At 44.4% G+C, this 24,927-nt stretch carries 21 protein-coding genes and 1 pseudogene; all 22 read right to left on the bottom strand.

Features of this window, described 5'->3' with window-relative positions; genetic code table 11:
• Nucleotides 1-291: 291 nt before the first annotated feature.
• The 22 genes and pseudogenes from HQK80_08055 to HQK80_07950 all read right to left on the bottom strand — a co-directional run bounded on the left by HQK80_08055 (nucleotide 292) and on the right by HQK80_07950 (nucleotide 24,897).
• Nucleotides 292-1,314 carry a diguanylate cyclase gene (locus HQK80_08055; protein ID MBF0222167.1) on the bottom strand — a complete coding sequence of 341 codons (1,023 nt, stop codon included), beginning with the start codon at nucleotides 1,312-1,314 and terminating at the stop codon, nucleotides 292-294.
• 12 nt (nucleotides 1,315-1,326) lie between these two features.
• Nucleotides 1,327-2,343 (bottom strand): chemotaxis response regulator protein-glutamate methylesterase, encoded by a 1,017-nt coding sequence (locus tag HQK80_08050; protein MBF0222166.1) that lies wholly within the window; start codon nucleotides 2,341-2,343, stop codon nucleotides 1,327-1,329.
• A 52-nt stretch (nucleotides 2,344-2,395) separates the two neighbouring features.
• The gene (locus tag HQK80_08045; protein ID MBF0222165.1) at nucleotides 2,396-5,149 is read right to left on the bottom strand and encodes a response regulator; all 2,754 of its coding nucleotides are present in this window, start codon (nucleotides 5,147-5,149) and stop codon (nucleotides 2,396-2,398) included.
• A complete protein-coding gene (locus tag HQK80_08040; GenBank protein MBF0222164.1) occupies nucleotides 5,146-5,820 on the bottom strand; it encodes a chemotaxis protein CheW in 675 nt (224 codons plus the stop codon). Before HQK80_08040 ends, HQK80_08045 begins: the two co-directional genes overlap by 4 nt.
• A gap of 8 nt (nucleotides 5,821-5,828) precedes the next feature.
• Entirely contained in the window at nucleotides 5,829-7,079 is a 1,251-nt protein-coding gene (locus HQK80_08035) for a hypothetical protein (GenBank protein MBF0222163.1), read from the bottom strand.
• Entirely contained in the window at nucleotides 7,080-7,547 is a 468-nt protein-coding gene (locus HQK80_08030) for a chemotaxis protein CheW (protein MBF0222162.1), read from the bottom strand. It abuts the gene before it with no gap.
• Between the two features lie 80 nt (nucleotides 7,548-7,627).
• Nucleotides 7,628-9,310: a methyl-accepting chemotaxis protein gene (locus HQK80_08025; protein ID MBF0222161.1), complete on the bottom strand. Its 1,683-nt coding sequence runs from the start codon at nucleotides 9,308-9,310 to the stop codon at nucleotides 7,628-7,630.
• 156 nt (nucleotides 9,311-9,466) lie between these two features.
• Nucleotides 9,467-10,540 carry a mechanosensitive ion channel family protein gene (locus HQK80_08020; protein ID MBF0222160.1) on the bottom strand — a complete coding sequence of 358 codons (1,074 nt, stop codon included), beginning with the start codon at nucleotides 10,538-10,540 and terminating at the stop codon, nucleotides 9,467-9,469.
• A gap of 157 nt (nucleotides 10,541-10,697) precedes the next feature.
• Complete coding sequence (locus HQK80_08015; GenBank protein ID MBF0222159.1) at nucleotides 10,698-11,207, bottom strand: HyaD/HybD family hydrogenase maturation endopeptidase; 510 nt, start codon at nucleotides 11,205-11,207, stop codon at nucleotides 10,698-10,700.
• A gap of 6 nt (nucleotides 11,208-11,213) precedes the next feature.
• Nucleotides 11,214-12,914, bottom strand: a complete 1,701-nt coding sequence (locus HQK80_08010; protein ID MBF0222158.1) for a nickel-dependent hydrogenase large subunit — start codon at nucleotides 12,912-12,914, stop codon at nucleotides 11,214-11,216.
• Nucleotides 12,915-12,970: 56 nt separating this feature from the next.
• A complete protein-coding gene (gene hybB, locus HQK80_08005) occupies nucleotides 12,971-14,107 on the bottom strand; it encodes a Ni/Fe-hydrogenase cytochrome b subunit (protein ID MBF0222157.1) in 1,137 nt (378 codons plus the stop codon).
• A gap of 9 nt (nucleotides 14,108-14,116) precedes the next feature.
• Entirely contained in the window at nucleotides 14,117-15,055 is a 939-nt protein-coding gene (gene hybA, locus HQK80_08000) for a hydrogenase 2 operon protein HybA (protein MBF0222156.1), read from the bottom strand.
• Between the two features lie 8 nt (nucleotides 15,056-15,063).
• Nucleotides 15,064-16,200, bottom strand: coding sequence for a hydrogenase small subunit (locus tag HQK80_07995; protein ID MBF0222155.1), 1,137 nt, complete (start codon nucleotides 16,198-16,200; stop codon nucleotides 15,064-15,066).
• Between the two features lie 453 nt (nucleotides 16,201-16,653).
• The gene (locus tag HQK80_07990) at nucleotides 16,654-17,688 is read right to left on the bottom strand and encodes a chemotaxis response regulator protein-glutamate methylesterase (protein MBF0222154.1); all 1,035 of its coding nucleotides are present in this window, start codon (nucleotides 17,686-17,688) and stop codon (nucleotides 16,654-16,656) included.
• Nucleotides 17,689-17,752: 64 nt separating this feature from the next.
• Nucleotides 17,753-18,208 (bottom strand): chemotaxis protein CheX, encoded by a 456-nt coding sequence (locus HQK80_07985; protein ID MBF0222153.1) that lies wholly within the window; start codon nucleotides 18,206-18,208, stop codon nucleotides 17,753-17,755.
• 38 nt (nucleotides 18,209-18,246) lie between these two features.
• Entirely contained in the window at nucleotides 18,247-18,699 is a 453-nt protein-coding gene (locus tag HQK80_07980) for a response regulator (protein MBF0222152.1), read from the bottom strand.
• 131 nt (nucleotides 18,700-18,830) lie between these two features.
• Nucleotides 18,831-19,682: an HDOD domain-containing protein gene (locus HQK80_07975; GenBank protein ID MBF0222151.1), complete on the bottom strand. Its 852-nt coding sequence runs from the start codon at nucleotides 19,680-19,682 to the stop codon at nucleotides 18,831-18,833.
• Nucleotides 19,679-20,158 (bottom strand): chemotaxis protein CheD, encoded by a 480-nt coding sequence (locus HQK80_07970; GenBank protein MBF0222150.1) that lies wholly within the window; start codon nucleotides 20,156-20,158, stop codon nucleotides 19,679-19,681. The genes HQK80_07975 and HQK80_07970 overlap by 4 nt, the downstream gene beginning before the upstream one ends.
• Nucleotides 20,159-20,255: 97 nt before the next feature.
• Nucleotides 20,256-21,089, bottom strand: a complete 834-nt coding sequence (locus HQK80_07965; GenBank protein ID MBF0222149.1) for a protein-glutamate O-methyltransferase — start codon at nucleotides 21,087-21,089, stop codon at nucleotides 20,256-20,258.
• 10 nt (nucleotides 21,090-21,099) lie between these two features.
• Entirely contained in the window at nucleotides 21,100-21,606 is a 507-nt protein-coding gene (locus tag HQK80_07960; protein MBF0222148.1) for a purine-binding chemotaxis protein CheW, read from the bottom strand.
• A 45-nt stretch (nucleotides 21,607-21,651) separates the two neighbouring features.
• Nucleotides 21,652-23,964: pseudogene (locus HQK80_07955) on the bottom strand (chemotaxis protein CheA).
• Nucleotides 23,965-24,162: 198 nt separating this feature from the next.
• Nucleotides 24,163-24,897 carry a hypothetical protein gene (locus HQK80_07950; GenBank protein ID MBF0222147.1) on the bottom strand — a complete coding sequence of 245 codons (735 nt, stop codon included), beginning with the start codon at nucleotides 24,895-24,897 and terminating at the stop codon, nucleotides 24,163-24,165.
• Nucleotides 24,898-24,927: the final 30 nt, after the last annotated feature.

Genomic DNA, 24,927 nt, shown 5'->3' with positions numbered 1-24,927 from the left:
TGCGCATAAACATAATACGTACACTTAAAAAAGGCAAGAAAAAAGCACGGTTTTTCAACAAAAACCTGCTTGGGGAGTTGTTTTTTTGCTTAAGGTGTTCGCTTTATACGATTTTCAGGTTAATACCGTCTTGGCGAAATATCTCACGTTTTTCTTCACGGTCCACCTACTGGCGTATCGCTTCACGCATGATCCAATGTGTTGTACGATGCTGAACTGAAGTTGACCCCTGCCTCAAAACATTAATCATTTTAATATCTTGATTGGAAAACTGTCAGTGGTATTGCTAAATCAGATGATGCCAATTCGTGGAGTTGTAACGACCCTGTCACGACCGTCATTTTTGGCTTTGTAGAGGGCCTTGTCAGCGATTTCTATGATTTTGTCGGGATTGGTGTCTCGACCGGGAATCATTGTCGCGGTTCCGATACTGGCAGAAAGATACTTGCTGACCTTTGATGATTTGTGAGGGATGGTTGTCTTTCGTATCCGGTCCAGGACTGACTGGGCAATATCTTTAACACCTGTTTCACCTGTTTCAGGCAGGATAATGCAAAACTCCTCGCCGCCATATCGTGCAGCAAGGTCTGCAGGCCTGTTCTCTGACTCCTTTAAGATGTTTGCGACAACTTTGAGGCATGAATCTCCGCCCTGATGTCCATAAGTGTCGTTATAGAGTTTGAAATAATCAATATCCAGCATGAGTAAGGAGATATTGCTGCCGTTACGCATGGCCCGCAGCCACTCTTTTTCGAGAACAGAGTCGAACTGGCGCCGGTTGGCTATTCCTGTCAGGCCATCCAAGGATGATAGCTTTTCGAGTGATCTGTTGGCCCTGTTTAACTGACGCTGACTTTCCTGTAGAGCCAGAAAGGCTTCATCTCTTTGACGATGATAGATATAGGCTTCAGAGTGATATCGAATGCGGGCAATGAGTTCTATCTTGTCAGGGAGTTTAACTATGTAGTCGTTAACTCCAACTGCAAAGGCTTCACTTTTAATCTTTGGGTCTTCTTTGGTTGATAAAATGATAATCGGGACTTGTGCAGTTTCTTTGTTGACCCTGAAGAATTTTACCATCATCAAACCATTGACCTCGGGCATAACGAGGTCTTGCAGAATTATTGTCGGTTTAATCTGATTGGCAATTTTGATTGCTTTGGTAGGGTCTGAGCAGTAATGAAATTCTATGTCACGCTCATCTTGAAGCGAACGGCGAACCGCCTCGGCAATCATTGGTTGATCATCGATAAGAAGTACCGAGATCTGATATGAGTTCAGTGGCTGAATATTTTCAAATAAAGGTTTTTGCATTGTTGAACGTACCTATGGTTTAACGAGAGCAAGAAGTCTCGGGCCAATTTCTTCCAGTGGCAATATCTCCTGGGCGGAACCGTTTAATTGTGCCGCTTTTGGCATACCATAAACGACGGAAGTTTCTTCGTCCTGTGCTATGGTGTAATGGCCGTTTTCCTTGATGTCTAAGAGGCCTTTGGCACCGTCTTTTCCCATACCAGTCAATATAACACCAATAATATTACCACACCAGTTAGCGTTTAATGATTGAAAAAACACATCGACAGAAGGGTGATAAAAGTTATCGACCGGATCAACTGAGTAGTTCAGTGTGCCGGTTTTTGACATAATCAAGTGATTGTCGGTTGAGGGAATTTTAACCGTTGATTTTTGAGGGCGTTCACCGTTGATTATAATCTTAACGGGCAGGGAAATCTGCTGGTTTAACCAGTCAGCCAGACCCGAAGTGAATTTTTGATCCATGTGTTGAACAACAACGACTGAGGCGGGAAAGTTAATGGGCAGACATGACAAGACAGTTGCCAGAGCTTGTGGTCCGCCAGTCGAAGCGCCAATAGCAATCAGGGTACTTTCTTTGATTGTCTGGCGGGGAGGTACTGTTTTATTTGTACTGGATTTTTCTTTCCGATCAACTCCAGTCAATTTGCCGATGATTTGAATCTTGCGAATTAATTCATTGGCAGAGCTATCTGCCTGGTTAGGGGCAAGAACCGGGGTTGCTACGACGTCGAGTGCACCAACACCCATAGCCTCAAACACCATTGAAGAGTTCCCGGTAACACTTCCCGTTACAATCAATATTGGGCAAGGGGTCTGTTTCATTATTCTTCGGGTGGCCTCGATTCCATCCATAACAGGCATCATGAGATCCATCAGGATAAGGTCTGGCAGGTGATGATTGCAGTGCATTATGGCCTCAGCACCGTTCTCTGCTGTCCACAGTAACTTATGCTCAGGACATGAAACAACGATACGGCGCAATATTTCAGTGGCCATGATTGAGTCGTTTACAATTCCGATTTTCATGATATGAAAATTACCGATGTCAAAGTACTGTTATGGATACGAGCTTAAGCATTTACATACCACCCAACGGGCTACCGATCAGGTCTTCCGTTGCTTCGATCAAGGTTTGATTATGGAAATTTGATTTCGTAAGATAATAATCGGCACCAGCATCGAGCCCCCTGTTCTTATCAATTTCCCGATCCTTGTATGACACTATGATGATGGGGATATTTTGAAACTCAGGGCTATCTTTAACCTGACCCACCAGCTCTATACCATCCATGTTCGGCATGTCAATGTCAGTAATGATTAGATCATAAGGGAATTTCTGGATTTTTTCCCAGGCATCAAGGCCATCGATAGCAACTTCGATGTGATATCCATAATCAGAAAGGATTTTTTTCTCTACTTCACGAACGGTAACCGAATCATCAACCACCAGAATACGCTTACTGTTCGTGGTGAGTTTTGAGTTAACATCTGATTCTATCTTCTTGAGACGTTCACCTGAAATTAATTTGTCCATGGTAAGAACCATATCATGGGTATCAAGTATTAAAATAGGCGTTCCGTCATCAGCAATAGCAGCCGCACTGACACTTCTAAGTTTTCCTAGAACCGGGTTCAGTGGCTGTGTAACCAGATCCTTAATGCCACTGAAAGAGTCCACCAAGAGACCGTAAGTATGCTGCGCGCTTTCAAGTACAATTATAGAAAGGATATCATTATTTGATTTGCGTAATTCAAGATCAAGAACCTGTTGCGCAGCGATAATACCAACCCTTGTATTATTGGTGATGAAATATTGCCTGTTGCCGATCTCTTTAATTTCACTACGAGGCAATCGTACAACATTTTTTACATTAACCAGTGGAAACGAATACGGTTCATCATTAATGTAAGCGATAATACCACGAATTAAAGAGAGGGTAAGGGGGAGTTGAAGTTCAAAGTAGGTTCCTTGGCCCGGAACGCTGAACACCTGGACACTACCGCGGACCTCACGGATTGAGCTGTGAACGACATCTAGGCCGACTCCCCGGCCGGATGTCTTCGTAGCTGTCTTCTTGGTTGTAAAACTTGGTAGAAATAAAAACTCCTTAAGCTCGTATTCATTGAGCGCGGCACCAATGGTTTTTGAAACAAGATTTTTTTCGATTACTGCTTCGCGGATAGATTCGAAGTTTATTCCACGGCCATCATCAGAAATCGTTATGTGAAGGAGACCTGAAACGTGTTTTGCTTCGATACGTATGGTTGCCTGTGGATTTTTGCCAAGTTTTTTGCGTTCGGCAGGAGGTTCAATGCCATGGTCGATAGCATTGGTTACGATATGGTTTAACGGTGATTCAATTTTTTCTAAAATATCCCTGTCAACTAAGGCTCCAGAGCCAACTACTTCAAAGCGAATATCTTTGTTTTGGTTTCTGCCTAAATCACGTATAAGTCGTGGCAGACCGCTAAGACCTTCAGAAAGTGGCTGCATTCTATTGTTGATAATCTCGCGATGGAGCTGATGAAAGAGATTGATGCCTTTTACCGAATGGTCTTCGAGATCGGACATCTGGTTTGTGAGATATTGCCGGCAACGCCCGATTTTTTTTGAAATTTCTGTGAAACTTTCTTCAAGGAGGGTGTATTTGCCGGACTCGATCAGATGCTTTTTTATAAGTTCAATAGAGTAATAGGTATCGTCTTGTAAACGTCTTAAGCGGGAAAGCTTGTCAGAAAATTGCGGAAGCCAGCGGGACTCTATCATAGCCTCGCCGGCCAGACCCATCATTCGGCTGATGCTGTGCGCCGATATCCGCAGGGTCCTGTTTTTAAGTGGTTGGTTTGCTCGTTGTTCTGTGTCATCAGAGTTTTGTGACGCTGTCGATAACTGTGTGGGTCTTGATGGGCTTTCGGAACTGTCTGTCGGGACGGTGCTGGAAATATCGCTTCTTTTTTCAACGGTATCTTGGGTAAGAAATTTCTTGATTTTTTTTATGATTGAATCAAGTTTAACTGAATATTTTTCCAGCCAGGATTCAACCTGGTTTTTGTTGACATACGTAAGTTCTTTAACGAAATCAACAGCGGTTAATAACACATCAATTTGTGTTGAATTCAAAAGAAGTTTCTTTTCTTGAGCGGCAACAAACAGATCTTCCATGGTATGAGTCAGTTTAACAATGGGGTGAAGCTCAATGACACGAGCAGCACCTTTCAGTGAGTGTACCGTACGCATTGAGGACTCTAAAAGTGCGTATGAGGTAGGATTTTTTTCAATCTCCAGTAAGTTGTCACAAAGAATGGCAATGTGATTTTCGGCATCCTCCTTAAATATCTGAAATAATTCAATATTTGAACTGTTGTCAGAGTCTGTAGGCTTGCTTTGCCGAGTAGATTCCGGCGCTGATGATGAGGCAACAGACTGTGGCGCGAATGCTTCCAGAAATCGAATAAGCCTGTTGAAATCATGTCTATGTTCGACGATTGTTTCCTGAATGCTATCGGGATTAACTTGAGAAAGGCAGCTTAACTGTTCGACACACTCTTCAAAACAAAGTTGTAATTCAATATTGCTGGACAGTTGATCACGACTATGTTGTAGGACTTTCTCCATTGCGCTGGTCAGTGAGATTACTCTCTGAAGATCAACAATTCGAGCTGCGCCCTTGATCGAGTGGATCGCCCGCTGTATGGCGGTGAAATCAGTTTGTCCAGGTGAGTCAATTGATAAGGTCGAGATGCAATTGGTGAGATTCGCGCACTGACTTTTCGTCTCCAGTTGAAACAATTCGACCAGAGACATGTCGTTCAAATGGTTGTTTTGACTCATGAAAGATTCCTGGCTAATATACGAAACAGAAGAGTATCATCAAGGATTCCTACATCAATATTGGGCATGCGTAGAATGCATTTGGTGTAAACAGCTTTTGACCCAGAAACTGTGACTGGTAAGGGTTTTACATCGGTCTGGTCGTAATGGTGAGGGCCATGCACCTGACTTACAGGAAAAACAATGCTCTGTCCTGATTTTTCGGCGACAATCAGACGTTCAGGTGATGTGAAGTTATAGTGTTTTTTGCCGGGTTCAATTCGTAAAACGCCGCCTATGGAAACGCATAATTCTAAACGACCTCGAATATTAACTAAGCCCCTGAAAACTCTACTGATTTTATGGGGAATGGAGTGAATAGGCCCCATGTCGACGACTTCCTTGATAAGGTTTGAGCTGATGCCAAGCCACTCTTCACCAGCCCTAAAAATAAAAGCTGATTTGGTATGTTTCAACTCAGTGCTTTTGGTCTGGCTGTATACTGCGGTTAATTCGGCTCGGTACTCGTCAGTAAGTGGTCGATCCAACATACGTCTGCCGAATGCCGAGTAGGTCGGGCAATTCCTACAGTGACCGTATTCAGCGAGAAGTTCACAGCTGCGGGCGCGGGAAAACAGACCAATGTTTGACCAGCAGTTTTCAGTTGTAAACTCAGAATCAGATCCAGACATAGATATTCTCAATTCTCGTAACCATCTGCAAGTCGCTTTTGTACTCTTTTGCTTCGTCGCGTAAATGACTGGAAGTTTTCTTCATCACCAAGATCCTTATAAATAAGGGATAACAGGTTTAATGCCTCTATAAAGTTTGGTTCAAGATAAATTGCCTTTTTTAACATTTGGATACTATTTTTAAACTCGGACTTGTTATAGAAAATGGAGGCCAAAAGATAAAAGATATTTGCCGAGGGGCCTTTTTTATGAATAATTTCTTCATAAATACGAACGGCTTTGTCATACTCTTTATTCTCTGTAAAAATTTTTGCCTGAGCCAGGCCCATGTTTTTGTCTACCGGTGAGAAGAATGTTTCACTATTCTCAACGGTTTCACTTTGGTCTTGTGGATGCTGGACTTTAATGCTCTGACCCTGGGTAATGAAAGAAGCGGGAACTTCAGGTACGGCTTTCTTCTTAATATAGGAGAAAGTTTTAGGGTAGGGTGCCGGTGAAAATGGTGAATCAGTGAAAATGCCGGACTCTGAGTGGCCAATGAATAAGAGACCGTCATCGTGGAGCAAGTTCGACAGTATTTCAATAACTCTCTGGTGAAAACTTCCATCTAAATAGATAAGCAGGTTCCTGCAAAAGATGATGTTGTACGTTTTTGAGCTGATAGATGGGGGAAGGTTCAGGAGGTTCCCTTTACGGAAGTTGATACAGTTTTTAACGATTTTTTTAACAGAATATGAACTCTTTTCGAATCGATCAAAATATCGTGGCTGGAAGCGTTTGGAATGCCCTCTAAAGGAGTTATTTTTGTAAATACCTTCTTTGGCAGTGGCCAGAGAACGATCACTTATGTCGATTGCATCGATGATATACTGTGTTTCATTGAAACCTGCTTCTATTAGTGAAATAGCCATAGAGTAAGGTTCTTCGCCGGTCGAACATGGTATGCTTAAGAGCCGCACAGGCAGATTGGGGTTCATTCGTAAGCAGGTTAAAGAAAAATTGCTTAGGGTCGAGAACGGGGCTTCATCTCGATAAAACCAGGTTTCGTTGATTGCTACCTCATCAATAAAGGCGTTAAGCTCAAGTGTCGAGCTTTTGATGAGTGATATATAGGCATAAAAAGAAGATTCAGAGATCGATTTCATTCTTCTTGTTAGGGCCTTCTTGATAGAGTTTTTCCCCAGAGATGAGATGTTAAGCCCTATCTCCTTAAGTAAGACTGACTCAAGAATAGTGATGGCCAAAGGATCTGGAGACATCTACAGTGTGTCCTCCCTTTGCGTGCTGTCCATAAATAAGCTTTGTGGTAAGTTGGCAGGTAACATTTTTGATGGCTCAAACCATTGAACCATTTCATGGCCGATAGCGGAGGAGTCAATAAATAATGAACCGTCTTTTTTCTGAAGAGGAGACCAGCCCTTAGGTGTCTTAACAGTTTGAGTGACCTTTTCGGCAAGAAGTCCGATAGTTTTTTTTTCTCCACTAAGGCCAAAGTCAATATCTATAAGAATAATACGGGTGCTGATAAGGTTCGTGCAGGGCGATCCGTCAATCAGTTGACTGATATCGATTACCGGCAGGGCAGTTCCCCGGTAGTTTACAGCTCCTGCAACATATAGAGGTGTCATTGGTATGGGCTGCAAAAGCAGGTGTGGAATCACCTCGACAATATGGACACAGTTAATCGCATATTGCTCTTTATGAGTATTGAATAAGAGGAGTAACATAAATAGTAGACTGTTGCGCTGGAGGTTGTCAGCTGGTTCTTATTAACATTGGGAAATCCGCATCTCTCCACTCAATGGATTCAGGAGATGAATGTATCATTATTTGACGATGCCTGATTGCCTGAATCCTTGCTGGTGAGCCTAAATCGAGCGACAGAATCTCTAAGAATAAGAGCCGCCTTGTTCAGATTAAAAATCGTGGTGCTGGTCTGACCAACTGACTCGGCTGTTTGTTGAGCTGCTTCATTAAGCTGATCCACTGATTCACTTATCTGTTTTGCCCCCATTGATTGGGCAGCGATGCCCTCATTTACGGTTTCAATCGGAGCTTGCAGGGCTTGAACCTGTTCAATCACCTCAGAAATCTGGTTAGAGCTGATCTGAACCTCTCTGAAACTTCGACGGACATCATCAGTAAACTTTTCAATGTTCATTACACCGCTGGCAACAGCCGATTGAACCTCATTAACACTTTGCTCAATATCAAAAGTGGCAACGGCTGTCTGGTCTGCCAGGCGTCTGATTTCAGAAGATACTACTGAAAATCCCGTGCCATACTCTCCAGCTTTTTCAGCCTCAATTGCGGCATTAAGCGAGAGAAGGTTGGTCTGATCGGCAATTTTATTAATTGTTTTTGTGACACCGGCGATATTGGTCGCTTTTTCATTTAACACAGAAAGCTTAGCCAGAATTGAGACGGAAGACTCCTCCATTTTTCTCATTATTGAATTGATATTTGTCAAACGGTGATGCCCTTGAGAGGCAGCCATGGCGGTGTTGTGGGCCATGTCGGTAACTTTATTCATGGTGGCCATCAGGTTCTCAGCAGTTGCGGCAATTTCAGTTGTTGAAGCAGCGATTTCATTTGAGGTGGCTGCCTGTTCATTAACAGTTGTTTCCTGCTGCTTGATAGTGGCTGCGATTTCGGTAATAGAGCTCGTAACTTGAATGCCGGATCGTTCAATATCGGTGATGAGCGCCGAAAGATAATCAATCATTTGATTAAAACCCTTAAATAGAAGCGCAAATTCATCATTTTGTCGGTGGGATATTTTCCTCGATAAATCACCTTGCATCAAGTGTGTCATCGCCTCATTGAAAACCTTCAATGGCTTGTTAATGCTCTGAATGAGTAGAAAACTTAAAAGACAGGACACACAGATTCCAATAACGATTATCGCTATAAATGATGTTCTGGCCGTGGAAAACCGCTGCTGCGAATGTTGATATTCTTCCTGTACAACAGCTAAGCGGTTGTGTATCAAAACATTGGTTATCTCTGAGTATTTGTCGGCCAGAGGATAGAGCTTGTTGTCTGAGAAGGTGTCAAGATCACTGGTGTCTTTAGCTTGCAGTAAAATTGTAAGTGAATTGAGTACCTCTTCAGTGCTGATGATTAAATTGCGAGCCGGTTCAAGCCAGCCAGCAGTTCCAGTTGAAGATGGAGTCGGTTGGAGCCTTTGGAGCTCTTCCCAACTGTTGTGAATCGAGGTTTTTGCTTTAACAACCCTTACCAGGCACTCTTCCCAGGTAATTTGTTCGAACAGGAGTTTGTCGACCACACCGACGACGCTTATCTGGATGGTATTGTCAATTCTATGGAGCTGGTCGAGAGGAACAACCTGATTGTTGTAAAGTGACGACAAGGAATTGTAACTGGTCTTCATGGCCTTAATACCAAAAAAACCGGTGAAAGTGAGTAAGATGAGCAGCATTGCTATAAACGCTACGAGCCGGAATTTTACGGAAAGTGAGTTGAACATGGTTTTTGCCTTGGATGAGTTCTTGTGATTACAGTTTTACAGTGAAAATGATTCTATCAAATTGAGGCCTTAGACAAAAGAAAGAAGTGAAAATTGCTGTTTTTATACTCATTTAATCTTTTGGAAGCCGAAATAATTGGTTTGAGCACCTATTGATCAGTGTTTATAAAGGTGAACATCTTGTTGTGGAAAAGGAATCGTGATCTTTTCTTCGTATAACTTGTTGTAGATCTCTTTGAGGAGATTATGCGTAATCAGACCCTTGAGGCTTGGCTCAGCGACCCAGCAAAGTAGTTCAAAGTCAATTGATGAATTCCCAAGGGCCCTGAAACGAGCTCGGGGCGGGGGGTCTTCAATAACGTCAGAACTAGCAGTGGCAATAGAACAAAGAAGTTGTTCGACCCGGTCCGGGTCGGTGCCGTATGCCACACCGATGGGTATGCGTATTCTGAAGAGTGGTACGGGTGCACTTTCATTAATAATTTTAGTGTTAGCTAATATTGAATTTGGGATAGTAATCAAAACATCATCTCTGGTTTTAAGCCGTGTAGAGCGCATGCCGATATCCATAATTTCACCGCGTTCACCACTGTCTAGAACAATATAGTCACCCTCTTTAAAGGTTTTATCCATAAAAAGACTCATCCCACCAAAAAAATTAGCCAGAGAGTCTTTTGCCGCCATGGCAACTGCAATACCTGCGATGCCTGCCGACGCGAAGAGTGGCGTGAGGTTTATGTCCCAAACGACCAAAATGCCGACAATAATACCTATAATAGCGACGATTCTGATAAGTTTGCGGCCAATATTAAAGGCATCATTATCCAGCGGTCTGCGTAGAATATATTCAATAGTGGTACGATTGAAAAAAATATTTAAAGCCTTTAGTCCTGCTATTGCCCAGACAAGAAGAATCATGGATTGGAACAAGGAGACTAAGATGTATTGCCATGGTGCCGGGACTGGTTGAAGATGTAAGGCGTGAAAGGCGCCAACAAAAAAGACGCTCCAATATACCGGATTATGAAAGATTTCAATGAGGCTGTCATCCAGTTCCGTTTTTGATTTACTGACGAAATAGCGCAAAACTTTATTTATGAAAAAATCAACCGCCTTGGCCAAAACGATATAAATGAGGATAATCAAAAAACGTTTCAGCCAGATATTTTCATTAAAAATAGTTGTGAGGAGAGCTGTAAGTTCGAGTAGTTGCTGAGGGATAGTAACCATAATTATTTTGTGGTTGTTGTTTTATCTGCAAGCTGATCTGTGATCTGTGATCTGTGCAGGGAGATTTTAACGGCAGCTTCGATGAAAAAGCATTATAGCAAAAAAAAATGGGACGTAAACGTCCCATTTTAATTAATGCAAAAGAAGGGTTGTACGATCAGGGCCAGAATTGTGATTTCACTGTAGATGTTTTGGGTGATGGGGCCTGATAGCCAGCTGATATCAACTCATCAAGAATTGCGGAAACAATTTTATCGATACTTTGGGTTACAGAATTAGAAAGATAGATGCCAGTTTCAAGCTTTTCCGGCTCTACCCCAAAAAGAACAATATTTTTTGGTATGCTCTCAGACAGTATGCCAGCCGCTAATAAATCTGATAAACCAATCTGGTGTGGTGATATTTTCGTCATAAATCTTTTGGGCACATCTTCACCCTCGACCTTGAAGACAGTGCCGGGTGGCCGCTCTGCTGCCATTGCATCAACAATTATCAGCAGGTTTCTGTTTTCGATGTAACGAAGCAACTCAATGCCAGCCGTACCGCCGTCCAGAATTTCAACGTCATCGGCAAAGGCATAGTTATGCTGTAGTTCTTCAACTACACGAATTCCTATGCCTTCATCTCCGAGTAAGACATTGCCAACACCTAGAACAAGAGCACTCATAAGAGGTTAGAGAACCTTGATCTTTTTGATCTCATTACGATCTTTGTCAACCAGGTGAACAGCACAGGCTAAGCAAGGATCAAAGGAGTGAACGGTACGTAAAATTTCCAATGGTCGATCTGGGTCAGCTACAGGTGTGCCAATCAATGACGCTTCATAGGGGCCTAACTCCTCATTGCTGTTTCTCGGGCAGGCATTCCATGTTGAAGGAACGATACACTGGTAGTTTTTAATTTTACCGTTCTCAATAACAATCCAGTGAGACAGCGTGCCACGGGGTGCCTCATGAAAACCAAAGCCCTGCTGAATTCCGCTCGGGAAGACCGGCTCATTATAGGTTGTGTAGTCTCCTTTAGCGATATTCTCCATCAATGAAGACCATTGATGCTTGAGATTGTCATAGAGTGCCGCACAGCGAATTGCCCGTGCTGCGTGTCTTCCAATCGTCGAGTGCAGGGCTTCGACACCAACTTTTGAACCGACGAGCGAGCTGACAATATCTAATACCTTGGTTGCGTAAGCGATAGTCGGTTTATGTCCTGAAGCGAACATGCAGAGAACATTAGCTAATGGACCAACCTGGGCAGGTTTACCTGCAAAGGTCGGCGCTTTAACCCAGGAGTATTTACCGTTATCTTGAAATTCAGTTGGCTTAGGAACAGTTTCTTCTTCCCAGGGATGTTTGTCCCAATCTCCGTCATACCAGGCGTGTTTAATACTCTCTTTGATCGATGTTCTGAACATATCATCATTGAAACTTGTAATCGGAGTGAATTTAGAGATATCACCATTGGGAATATAGCCGCCCGGCAGATCAAAAACTGTTCCCTTGGTGTCCATGGGCATGTCAGGTACGGAAAGGTAGTTCATAACTCCAGCGCCGTGACCGGTCCAGTCAGCATAAAAGGCACCAACTGCAGCAACATCAATGAGATAGACGTTTTCAACAAAGTCACCAACGTCATCAATAAGCTTTTTAATGTGCAGTAACTTTTCAATCGTCAGGGTTGACTGGCTATCGGGATTAATAGGATTTGTCACTCCACCAACGGCAAGATTCTGAATATGCGGTGTCTTGCTTCCTAGAATAGCCACAACTTTGTTAATCTCTCTTTGATATTCTAAAGCCTGTAGGTAATGAGTTGCAGCGAGCAGATTGACTTCAGGCGAAAGCTTCATTGCCGAGTGGCCCCAATATCCCGTTGCGTACACGCCTAACTGGCCGGAATCAACCAGCGTTTGAAGTCGTTCCTGGGCACCCTTAATTTCCGTGTAACTATTGCGCCGCCAACCTGAAAGTGATTGGCCAAGTTTAGCTGTGGCGCGTGGGTCGGCTTTCAGGGCAGAGACGATATCAACCCAGTCGAGGGCTGATAGATGATAAAAGTGCACTATGTGATCATGGATTAAATGAGCGCCCATCATCATATTACGTATGTATTGAGCATTAAGTGGAACTTCCATGCCCAAAGCATTCTCAACCGAACGCACTGAAGCCAGTGCGTGAACTGTCGTTCAGACCCCGCAAATACGTTGAGCGTAAATCCAGGCTTCCCTCGGGTCACGCCCTTGAAGAATAAGCTCAATTCCGCGCCACATCTGTCCTGATGACCAGGCGTTTGTAACTACTCCGCCCTCTATCTCGCATTCTATTCGAAGGTGACCCTCGATTCGGGTGATGGGGTCAATAACAATTCGCTTCGCCATAACTAGTTCTCCTTTGTATATTTTTCAGCCGAAACTGACTCTAAATTAAAAATGAATTATGCGTTTTCGCTAACTGATAGCACTGGAAAGCGCTTAACAAACCAGATATATCCCGCTACTTCAGCAGCAATAATCCCAAAAGTAATGAGAATTTCCGGAACTGAAGGGAAATACTGCCAGCCATCACCCGGGTCAAAGCCTACGAGGTAACAGTTGAATCGGTAAACTGCCCCTGAGAGCAGCAGAAGGACTGATGCCAAAAAAAGTTTTTTGGCACTGCTTCGACAATCCGAACAAAAAAGCATAGTAAGCGGCGCAATGAGCAACAGGTTTTCCAGAATGAACATACTGGCGTTTAAATCACCGGCAAAGATCAACCCAATCTTTCCTCGGGCAATGATGTCAATAAATCGTATCACCAGGTAGGCAATAATCACCCAGGGTATGATGGCGGCAATTTTGGCCAGGATATGTTTCTCACTTGCGAGTCGGAACCCTGTTGTTGCCAGACTGGATTCGAACAAGACAATGGAAAAGCCCATCAGAATTGCAGATATTAGAAAAAGAAGAGGCAGTAACGGAGTCCACCAGAGCGGTGACAACTTATGGCCGGCAGCAATCATCATGGAACCAAGAGAAGACTGGTGCATGGTGGGCAATAAAATACCAAGGGCTATAAAGATAAATAGTACCTTGTCCAGGGATTTGAGGCTGGTTTCATTTTTGAACTTTTCAAGAAATGCTGGGGTGAACTCAATCCAGAGGACAACTGTGTACAAGGCAATACATAGGGCAACTTCCAGCATGACGGAGTTTGTATTAATATGTTGTGGTAAAAATACATTGTACATCTGCCAGTAACGGCCAATATCAATAAAAACAGAGACCCCGGCCAGAGAATAGCCAAAGACGCTGGCCAGTAAGGCTGGTCGTACAAGCGGGTGATACCGGCCTTTGTTGAAAAGATATACCAGTATCGCCATGGCGTATCCGCCGCAAGCGAAAGCTGTTCCAACAACGACATCATAGGTGATCCAGATACCCCACGGATACCCATCGTTTAAATTTGTTACAGCGCCAATGCCAAATACAAAACGCTTTATCAGGAAGTAGACAGCAAGCGCAATAAAAATGAGTGCTATGTTGAAAGGTGCTGTAAATAAGCCACCACCGATTGGTTTTGCTTTACTCATACGCTCACCTCACTCTTTCGTATTCTTTTTGATAACATACGCTAGGCCAGCAAAAGCAACTGCCGGGAGAATAAGGCCTTTATAAAGCGTATGTTGAATGGTTTCGGCAACCCCGGTATACGATTCGTCTGGCAGCTCAGGCAAGCCCAGTTTCGTAAAGCTGACGCCGGAGAGCATAATAACCTGTGTGCCACCGACCTCTGACTCACCATAAATTTCTTTATTGTAGGCTGCAACGCGGGCATTTACGGTTTTACCTGTGCGAATATCACTAAGGGGGAAGTCAGCGTAGCCGCCAGCTTGAAGCTGGAGTCGTCTTTTGGCTTCCGCCATTAAATCATTGACCGGTCCGAATAAAGAGGCCCCTGTCGGGCATTGTGAGCAACAGGCTGAAATTTCATTTTTCTTAAATAAATGACTGCAAAGCTGGCATTTGACAATTTTGGGAAAGGCAGATTCCCATTGAAATTTAGGAATATTAAATGGACAGGCAACTTGGCAATAACGACAGCCGATACAGGCTTTTTCGTTATAGGTAACAACGCCAGTATCAGGGTCTTTAGATAATGCACTTACCGGGCAGACGGAGACACATGCCGGGTCGACACAGTGCATGCAATGACGCTTAACGAAGGAAAAACCATCTTCGACGTCTTTTTCTTGTGACTCACCACCTTCATATTTTTTTATTATATTTAATGTGTTGGAGGATAACTCAGAGGGTTTTTCCCAGGTTTCCAGCGTGTCACCAGGTACGTAAGGCATGTCATTAGCTTTTTTGCAGGCAACCATACATACCTGACAACCAATGCATAATGTGGCGTCATATAAAATACCTAGGGCATTGTCCAGTCGTGGTTTTTTCTCTGCCGAGGCGTCTATGGGGCTTGATACAGCTGTCAAAACAGCGCCCCCAGCAACGCCTTTTAAAAAATCTCTTCGCTTTATTTTCATGGCTATTCCCCTTTTGAAGAAGAGTCACAACATTTATCAGATTGATTAATGTTTTTTGCCATAACTGCACCAGCACCAATGGCAGCCCCTGCGGCCCCTGCGACAAGAGCGGCGGCACCGGCAGACATCCCTTTGCCTTTCGGTTCAGGATTAACAGATGGTTGATTGGCAAATGGTGTTTGGTTTTCAACAACAGCTAAGCTGTGCAGAGGAGCGGCAAAACCAACACCTTGTTCCGTACAGCCAAAACACGGGTGCCCGGCACCAACAGGCCAGTTATTGCCACCAAGATCATTGAAGCCGATGTCTGGGCAATTTGCATAGGTCTCAGGACCTTTACAGCCTAGTTTGTATAGACAAAATCCTTGACGATGACCATCATCACCAAATTTTTCGGCAAATCGACCGGCATCAAAGTGTGGTCGACGTTCACAGTTTTCATGTATTAAACGACCATAGGCAAATTTGGGCCTGCCCTTACTGTCCAAAGCAGGGAGTTTGCCAAAGGTCAGAAAATGGACAACAGTTGAAAGGAAATTGTAGGGATTTGGAGGGCATCCAGGAATGGTAACAACTGTTTTATCTTTTAGTATTTGAGGGGCGCCGGTCGCACCAGTCGGATTGGGAGAAGCTGAAGGAATACCTCCCCAGGCTGCACAGGATCCGATTGCAATAATGGCGGCAGCATGGGCGGCTGTTTCCTCAACAAGGCTTAGAAAGGATTTGCCGCCAATCATGCAGTAAATGCCATTATCTTTTACCGGTATTGCTCCTTCAATAACCAGGATAAATTTGCCGTCGTTAAGTTTTATGGAGTTGTGTAGTGATTCTTCTGCCTGGTGTCCTGAACCCACCAGAAGTGTTTCATGATAATCAAGTGAGATAATGTCAAGAATAAGGTTTTCAAGCGTCGGGTGTGAAGGACGTAAAAGGGTTTCGGTGCAACCTGTGCATTCCTGGCCATGAAGCCATATAACGGGTGGTCGTTTTTTAGGGTTGGTGATTGCCTCGGCAATTTGGGGCGCCATTCCTGTTGAGAGTCCTAATGTACTGGCCATGACGCTACAGTACTTCATGAAATCTCGACGTGAAATTTCGCTCAGTCTTGTCTTCATTTTATTGAAGTTGCTATCTTTCATGTTTTTCCTCTTTTGGCAGGCGTTAATATGAGGTGCTGACATCTATCTAAGAAAATGGTTTGCTAGGTAAAAATACCTAATAAATTAGTTACCAGAAAAAAAATGAAATGCAATCTTTTTTGTAAATATTCGGCTAGAGCTAAAAACAGTTAAGTAGCTACATTTACTCCTTAGCGGGTGTTTTTCCTCAGCCCCAAAGGGGCGGAACATACTATCCCAGGGCAACGCCCTGGGATATAGGAACATTTAATAAATAGCCCTGAAAGGGCGTCACATAGGCTTAAAACCGGCAGGGTCAGATGTCACGCCCTTTCAGGGCTATCTGTACTATTCCAGTCCCCAGGTCGTGGCCCTGGGCTGGTATGTTCTGGCCCTTTCAGGGCAAACCGAATATTTACAAAAAAACGGCACCACTAGCTTTATCGGCACAAATAACCGATCATGAAAAAAAATCTACAATTTACTTAAAATGACCCGGCTAATGTCTTTCAGCGTTACGATTTCATCGACACCACCTAACTCGATAGCTTCTTTCGGCATACCAAAAACCACACAACTTTTTTCATCCTGGGCGATGTTAATTGCCCCAGCCTCTTTCATCTTTAACATACCGCTGGCACCATCCTTACCCATTCCGGTTAATATTACGCCGACAGCATTCTTGCCGGCGTAAGTCGCTACGGAGTTAAACAAAACATCGGCGGCTGGCCTCTGATGACATACCAGCGGCCCCGTTTTCACGTTAACATAATAACGGGCACCACTTCTGCGCATGACCATATGATAATTCCCCGGCGCAATCAAGCATGTGCCGGGAGAGACCGAGTCACCATCTTCTGCCTCTTTAACACGAATCTGACATAGATCATTTAATCGGTCGGCAAACTTTTTAGTAAACATGGCAGGCATATGCTGCACGACTAGAATACCTGGTGTGGTAGGCGGCAGTGGCATCAAGACTTCCTTTAAGGCCTCAGTACCACCAGTAGAAGAACCTATTGCAATTATTTTATTTGTTGTCCTGGTAAGCGCCAGCTTTGGAGCCGAGGCAACTGCGCCACCAGCAAGCGCACGACTAGCGTGGCCACGCATATCAACACTTGCGGCAGCCCTGATCTTTTCCGCCAGCTGAACTCCCATATCACCAACCGAGTATGCCTCTCCTGGTTTACACAGCACCTCAATTGCGCCAATATCAAGGGCCTCCATGGCAATTTCACTACCTGCCTCAGTTAATGAGCTCACAATAATCACTGGAAGCGGAAAATACTTCATCAGCTTGCGCAGAAACGTCAGGCCATCCATTCTGGGCATTTCGATGTCAAGCGTAACAACGTCGGGCTTCAGCGCAACTATCTTATCTCGAGCCACATACGGATCCGGTGCCGTCCCCACGACCTCAATATCCGGTTCACGGGCAAGCTCTTCACTAAAGACCTTTCGAACAACTGCAGAATCATCTACGATTAAAACTCTAATTGGGGCCATAGTTCTTTCCACTTACAGATTTAGTGCCTTATTTCTGGAATAAGGCAGAACGAAAAACATGGGTTTACCCAGCAAACTCCATCCACAAATAACCAAAATCTGACATAAATGCCACCACCCTGCCAGCCGGACATTCTTTCGGTGAAAAGTCACTAATAATTCCAGCCGCCGGTATTCCCAGTTTACAAAGCCCGGCAGGGTCTATTTTCCCCAAAAAATTGCCAATTATCATGTTTGTCGCCTCGCGCATTGTGTCGACAATCTGTTCTTCCTGTAAGGAAGATTCGTCAGCACCAAGAAATCCACCTGCGATATTTACGGCCAAAGTTTTAGGAAAGAAAAATTTCATATGCCCAACTTGATCGCCATCATAGCTAATAGAGGTTTCAGCATAATTTTCCTCAAGATTCCACCGATCTTCTGGTGGAATTTCGGGCAACAATTCAATAGGCGTGTAATACATCGTGCCAAACACCTCAACCGCAGACTCGTTAAGTTTTTTGAGTGAATCAGTATCCAAAACATCTCTCCCAAAACCGGTTTCGCCGGACGCTACAATTAAAAATCCAGGTTATCATCCACTGCAGACGACACAATAGGCGTGGTACCCTCTTCAACCATCCGAGTTGCATAGGCCTTATTTAAAACATCAAGCAGCATATTTTTAATCAATGCCGGCTGGAAAGGCTTTTTTACATAGCCGGCAACACCCATGGCTTCTGCCTCCTTAATACGGGCAGCACTTGACTCGGTGCTTATGAAAATCACTGGAATATCACGAAGGACATCATCCTTCTTAGCCTCTTTAAAAAATTCGACACCACCCATCTCCGGCATATTAATATCGCTCAACACGACGTCAACCCATTCATTGGCTAAAATGGTCAAGGCCTCCTTCCCGTTACCAGCTTCGAAAAGCTCTCCAACCTGAATGCCTGTCATCCCGACCGTTTTTTTTATAACGGCACGCATCGTTGCAGAGTCGTCAACCACTAAAATATTAAATGCCATGTCTACTCCACTTCTTGTTTTTAACCGACTCTAACGAGAGCTAACTCAGAAAACCTACTGACTAACTACAAAAACACCAGAACACCAGAACACTGTAAATCCGATCTGTAACAGTTGTTTCTTGACGGCCCCTAATCAGCTAAACCCATCATCTCATCGGCTTTTTCCATCTCGAGTACAAGATCTGACAGATATCTATCAATATCAATACTGCTGATCCCAAAACGTTTCAGCCCTTGACCCTGCATAGCTCCTGACAATCCGTCAGCGCCCACACCAACCCCCAGCGAAATAACAAGTGTATTGCTTAATGCAATAAGGGCTGTCAACTGACTTTTATCCAGAGCGGTAGGATCGTGATGCTCCCTGACAGCCACAATTAAATCCTCAGAGAACTCCCACTTTTCCATTATCTTGGCGCCGAGTTCGGCATGATTCATTCCAAGAGCTTCTTTTTCAGCTTCAATAAAAGAAAACCCCGGACTATGACCACGCTTCATTATTTTCTCAAAATCATCAGCCACAAAACTACTCAGAAACCGCTTCCCAATGTCATGAAGCAAGCCCGCCGTGAAGGCAAGGCCAGCATCAACCTCGGCAAAGTGGGCACTTAGCTGTTTTGCCATAATTGCGGTCGCCACCGAGTGCTTCCAGAGATCGCCCTGCTCAAGCTTATAGCCTTCCCCAGCCCCCCCCTTATAAAAGCGGGCGCTGCTGCTGGCAATAATGATGTCTTTTAATATGTCGTGCCCAACCACAACAAGGGCATCATCAAGAGAAGATACTTTTCGAGTTAGACCAAAATAGGCTGCGTTACAGGTCTTAAGAAGGTTGGCCGTAATGGCGGAGTCATACTGGATAACCTCAGCGAGATCCTTGGCCTTTACTTCTTTGTTCTCAAGCATTTTCATGACCTGAAGGGCCACTTTTGGGAAAGGCGGAATATGATTGGCAATATTTAGTATTTCATCAATTCGACTCATAACATCACCTCACCTTGTCCAGAGACCTTCAACTTCACCTGTCCTGTACCAACATTCAAAGTAATCGTACGATTCACACTCCCACCAACATCTTCCTTGGCAACCGTCACCTTATTTTTCCAAAACATTTTCTGGACAATCATCTGGTTACGCTTGCCAATATTGAACATTCCAGAATCATCCATAACCTGGGCGCCGCCAACCACATAGACCTTCAATCGTTCTTTTTTGGCGCCATGCTTATAAATTTCCTTAAACATCCGGGGCACCCCTGTATCCGCAAACATATAGGGCTTCGACTCAGCCTTTGCCGCGTCAATACTTGAATCGGGAAGCATAAAATGCAACAGGGCCCCCACCTTCACTTCAGGATCCCACAGGGCCACGCCAATACATGATCCCAGTGAATACGTAACAATCTCATCATCAGGTTTTTTTCCTACCCGCATGTCTGAAATACCCACAATTATTTTCATTCTCTCACCCTTTTTCATCTGATACGGAAGTGCGTAGTAATACCTTTTTCAGCTTTCCCAGCAGAAAGTATCCTTATGCAATCTTCCAACGCGGTTATTATCCTTTCTTATACGTTGTGGCCTCTACCTGAACAAAATCGTGTTTAATTCCTGAAATACTCTCAGAATGCCCAATAAAAAGATACCCTCCTCTTGATAAACATCTGTAAAACTTCTGAACCAACCTCTCCTGGGTTTCACGATCAAAATAGATCATCACGTTTCGGCAGAAGATAACATCCATCTCTTCGTTCCACGGAAAATCATGCATAAGATTGAAACGCTGAAACTGCACAGAGCGTCTAACCTCATTTTTAACCCGAACCTTCCCAGCACTGCTGCCCGTGCCTTTCTGGAAATATTTCCGAAGAATGTCCGGCGGCGTTTTAGTCGTCTGGCTTAAGGCATAAACCCCTTTTGCCGCAACGCCAAGAACGCGAGTCGATATATCTGTCGCCAGAATTTTATAGGCAAAGCCCGGCTTTACTCGAGCAAAATCTTCAAGCACCATGGCCAGAGTATAGGGCTCTTCCCCTGAAGAAGAGGCCGAAGACCAGAAAAAACACTCCTTATTGTGTGGATGCCTTGCTGCTAACTCAGGCAGTACCGTCTTTGTCAAGAATTCGAAATGCGATATTTCACGAAAAAAACTGGTGAAATTAGTAGAAACACTATCAAGAAAATGAACAAACTCCTTATTCTGCTGCTCAGGTGCTAGAATAAAATCGTAATAACTATTGAAAGAAGCCACGCCGCAAATACGCAGGCGCTTTCCTAGTCTGGCATTGAGCAGTTCTTTTTTTTCCGGCTTCATAAAGATGCCGGTTTGTTCATAGATCAGCTCACTAAACTTGTTAAACTCTTTATCCGTAAGCTGATTACCTAGTATCATTCACGTTCGCTCATTCAGCCTTTGCAAGCGTATCTACCAGGGTTTTACCAATGACCTGATCAACATCAAGCAGGATCTTAACCTGACCCTTCACCTTACCCATACCAAGAATGTTGTCAGCTTCGGTTGCCACTCCAAAATCAGGTGGTGGCTCAATCTCTTCGGGCAATATATTTGTTACCTCAGAAACAGAGTCAACCAGCATACCAACTTGAATCGAGCCATTTGCCCCCGAGACCTCAACAACAATTATACAGGTTCTATCATCGTACTCTTTGAGTTCCATGCCAAATTTCTGCCGGAGTTCGACAATCGGAATAACGCGCCCTCTCAGGTTTATAACTCCCTTGATATAATCCGGCGTATGAGGAACAGCTGTAATCTCCATTATGCCAATAATTTCTCTGACCTTTAAAATCCCAACGCCATACTCTTCACTGCCAAGAGTAAAGGTTAGATATTTTCCTCCAAGCCCATTACCAGTTTGAGCCTCACTGCCTGTTGCTGCGACTTTCATAAGGTCTAGACCTCCCTCAATATATATTCTAGCAAACTGCTCTCTTTACTCTTCGTCAGACTTGCACTGAGCTTTAGATGATGGTGATTGAACAAGCCCAGCCAGGTCTAAGATCAGACCGACTCTACCATCACCAAGAATGGTTCCGCCAGCAACACCCGGGATATCCGTCAAACCGCCCAGATTCTTAATAACAACTTCCTGTTTGCCCAAGAGCTCATCAACCATAATTGCCCGCTGCTTGCCTTCAGTCTCAATAATGACAACAATTGCATCCGTGGGCGTGGTATATTGGGCCTCAATTGAGAACAGTTCGTAGAGGCGGACAATAGGAATAACCGAGTCCCGGACCACCAGGGTTTCGCCTTTGCCATGAATCGTATTATAATTTTTAGCCTCTGGCTTTAAGGACTCCCGTATCGCCGTGGTGGGAAGGATATAGCGCTCATTGCCAACCCGCACGATAATACCATCAATAATGGCCAGGGTTAACGGCAACCGAATAACAAATAACGACCCCTTGCCCGGCTCACTGATCACTTCAACCTTACCACGGAGTTTTTCCACACCTTTTTTTACAACATCCATCCCAACACCCCGACCAGAAACATCAGTGATCTGGTCAGCGGTTGAAAAACCGGCAAGAAATATAAGGTTGTTAATCTCCTTATTGCTAAGATTGTCTCCCTCTTGTATAAGCCCCCTTTCCAAAGCTTTCCGACGAATCTTCTCAGTATTCAGACCCTGGCCATTATCCTCAATCTCAATGACCATATTGCCGCCTTTCTGATAGGCCCGCAGACTAACGACTCCGGCACTTGGCTTACCGAGCTTTTCTCTCTCTTCAGGCGTCTGAACCCCGTGGTCTACGGAATTACGCATCATATGAACAAGTGGATCATAGATAGAATCCACCATGTTTCGATCAATTTCGGTCTCCTCTCCTTCCATAACCAGGTTCACCACCTTGCCCGTTTTCTTGGATAAATCACGAACAAGACGAATCATCTTCTGAAAGGTCTGACGAATAGGGACCATGCGCATTGACATAGCCGTCTTCTGCAATTCACTGGTTATCCGAGAAAGCTGTGAAAAATCCTTTGTCAATTTGGGATCCGAAAGACTATGAACCAGCGGATTTGCCCTGACCATAGCCTGCATGATAACAAGTTCGCCGACAGCATTTACCAGCCCGTCAAGTTTTTCAACATCAACCTTGATTGTAGCTCCGACAGCACTCTTGGCTTTTTGGCCTCCGGAAGAGTCTTCAGCCGCTGCGTCTCCCCCGGCAGATGCTTCCTCAACAGGCGGTCTCATCGCACCTGTGGAAACCACCACTACTTCAGACCTCTGTTCCACGGCCTGAGTTGCCGCAGCGGAGTCCGCCACAGACTGGGCGCCACCTCCCTGCACCGCTTTAATCCATTTAACATAACCGCTGATATCATAATTTTTATACTGCTCAGGGCCATCAGACATAACCTTTCGCAAATCATCAATCATGGTCTTTAAAAAATCTCCAACCTTTAAGACCACATCAATAACGTCAGAATCCATGGCATGCACAGAGTTCCGAACATCATCAAGTAAATTCTCGGTGCTATGAGCAACAGTCTGAATATTTTTCAAATTAAGAAAACCCGAAACCCCCTTGATGGTATGAAACGGCCTAAAAATATTGTTAATAATTTCCATATCATCGGGGTTATCTTCAAGATCAAGGATATTCACCTCGATCGCATCGAGATGTTCGGAGGCCTCCTCAACAAAGCCAGACAACAGTTCCACATCCTGCAAGAAATCCATTGCAGCCACCGGAGGGCTTTCGAGAACTATCAACTCTGTTGGCGGCCCAACAGACACTTGCCTCTTTGTTTCTGGCACTTTAGTCTACACCTGAGTTTCTTCTGGATCTGTACCCATATCTTCGACACTGTCGTCTGCCTGACCAGCACTGTCCTCATCTTGATTAACACCCGGTTGGTTACTCTCGCCAGGAGAAGCATCTGGAGAGTAGCCTATTCGAGAGAGTGCTTCGTGAAAGGCCTTAATAACATTGTCGTCAGTATCCTTCTTCCGGTATAGCTCCTGTACCTGCCCAATAGCCTTACCAAGATGATCATAACTCTCTGCCGAGTCCGGCAGTTTCATCATAACAATTTGACCAAGAACGTCCTCCAGGGCTTTGCCCATCTTGGCGACGTTAGGATAATCCTTAATCTCATCAAGCCCTGCTAAACCTTCAACCAGCACCACTAACTCACCGACAACAGATAGATCGCCCGGCTCAATCATCATCATCTTCAGAGCCATTTCGTCCAACTGTTCCGATATAAGCCTGCTGTTATCCCCTGCCATAAGAGTATCTCCGCACTTTATTCCGTCAATATTTGTTAATATATACTAGCTTGCCAAAATTCAGACGCATTTGGCAAGCTTTTTTCTGCTAAATAAAAAACGTACTGGGAGACTTTGCGACGAGTTGACGGTACAAGTGTCGCTTGGGTGGTGTCCACTGGCTGGGGCTGGCTTATTTCAGACCAGCCCAACGGAAACTCATTCCGCACTCGGAACGATAACGTGTTCGTCGTCAGCGTTTGACTCTTCGACTTGCGGGAGGGAATATTTAGAAAGTTCATCTTCTAAAACCTGTAAATTCTGCTGCACCTTACCGACAATATCAGTTCCTGGGTATTTATTCAGAAGATCTTCCAGCATCACCTTCGACTCCACCAGCAAAGCCGTTTTCTGGTCCGCGTCTGTAGTTTTCCTGGCTTTCACAAATAAGCTGGCGGCCTTACGGCGCATCTCATTGGCTGCAAAACTAGCGGCTTGTGAAATTTTAGCAGCGGCTTCATTTTTATGCTCAGTATTTAAAAGCATGGTAAACTCGGCTATGGCAGCATCGTAATCCTTGATTTCATAGAGGTGTAGAGCATTTTGCCACTGACTTTTAACTTTTTGCTGCTGGAGTTGTTTAAGGCTCAGCCTCTCAACCCGTTCCGCTTCTTCAATCTGCTCAAGAATAGTTTGCACTTTCTCCTTGACGCTATCTGTTCCGTTAACGGAAAGTTCCTCAACAATTCGGCGAGCGCCGGCAAACTCATTGTCATGCAGCAGTTCTCGGGCCTGAGCCAGCTGCCTCATGGCATTTTCCTCCACTGACCCTTCTAAATCGGCAAGAAGTTTTCGAACCGAAGCGAGCATAATGCCCTGAGGTCCTTGGTCAATACTCTTATATCCCAGATAGAACTCCTTGGGTACGTAGGTTCTATCTGACGAGTAGTACAAACGCAGTATATTACTGTAAACATTCAAGAG

The organism is Desulfobulbaceae bacterium, assembly GCA_015231515.1.
Classification (GTDB): Bacteria; Desulfobacterota; Desulfobulbia; order Desulfobulbales; family VMSU01; genus JADGBM01.
The sequence above is the reverse complement of the archived record's forward strand: the minus strand, read 5'-3'. Positions and strand labels throughout refer to the sequence as shown.